This is a genomic window from Actinomyces sp. oral taxon 849 str. F0330, assembly GCF_000239715.1.
Taxonomy (GTDB): Bacteria; Actinomycetota; Actinomycetes; order Actinomycetales; family Actinomycetaceae; genus Actinomyces; species Actinomyces johnsonii.
In genome coordinates this window covers 1-1,089 of record NZ_JH470392.1, presented here as the reverse complement: position 1 = coordinate 1,089, position 1,089 = coordinate 1, and the positions used below count along the sequence as shown (strand labels likewise).

The following is a 1,089-nucleotide window of genomic DNA, read 5'->3' as shown; positions in this document are numbered from 1 at the left end:
GCCGAGCGCAGCTGGCCGACCACATCCCGACCACCAGCAGAAGCCCTGTTGTCATCATCAGTAGCAGTCATCAGTGTCAGTCCTTCCACAAGGGCTTACACAAACCATTGAACAGGCTCTGTCGATGCGCCGCATCGCCGACCTGACACCGGGCAGCGCCAAGACCGACGCCAAGGACGCTGCCGTCATCGCCGGCGCGGCCAGGACCATGCCCCACACCCTGAGAGCCATCAACGCCTCGGACGAGGACGCGGCCGCCTTGTCGATGCTCACGGGATTCGACCTGGACCTGGCCCGCCAGGTCAACCAGAGCGCTAACCGGATCCGGGGCCTGTACACCCAGATCCACCCCGCCCTCGAGCGGGTGCTGGGGCCCTGGCCGGGCGCACGACGCCATCCTGGAGGCCCGTCGCCGCCTGGCCCACCCCAGCCGACCTGAAGCGCGCGGGCAAGGCAAGGATTGACGCCAGGCTCAAGAAGCACGGGTGCAGACGCCACACAACCTGGGCCGGCCAGATCGTCTCGGCCCTGGAGCACCAGACCGTGGTGGTCGCCGGCACCGACGCAGCCGCAACGGTGCTACCTCACCTGGCCAGGCAGCTCATCGCCCCACGCGCTCAGCGGGCCGATGTCGCCGCCCAGGCCGGTGACCCTGGCGGGTGGCCCACCCTCATGTGCCAGGTCCTGACCACGCGTGCCCGGGATCAGGGGTCCCGGCCGCAGCCGTCCTTGCTGGCCGAGACCCTGGGCAAGACCTCCAGGCACCGGAGGCCAGCTGGCCTCCTACGCCGGGCTCGCTCCCGTCACACGCCGCTCCGGCTCATCGATCCGTGGTGAGCACGTCTCCCACGGCGGCAACAAGAGGCTCAAGCGCGCCATGTTCCTGTCCGCCTTCGCCTCCCTGCGCTCCGACCCCGTCTCCCGGGCCTACTACCAGCGCAAACGAGACCAGGGCAAGCGTCATAACCAGGCCGTCCTCGCCCTGGCCCACCGCCGCATCCTGACCCTGCACGCCATGATCCGAGATGGAGCCCTCTACGACCCACAACCAGCCACGAAACTACCCACCGCCGCTTGACACACCACATA

Annotated in this window: 1 pseudogene; it reads left to right on the top strand. The window is 68.6% G+C overall.

What is annotated here, in order from left to right:
* Positions 1-103: 103 nt before the first annotated feature.
* Positions 104-1,078 (top strand): annotated as a pseudogene (locus HMPREF0975_RS17015) (IS110 family transposase); the annotation flags it as partial.
* Between the last annotated feature and the right edge of the window lie 11 nt (positions 1,079-1,089).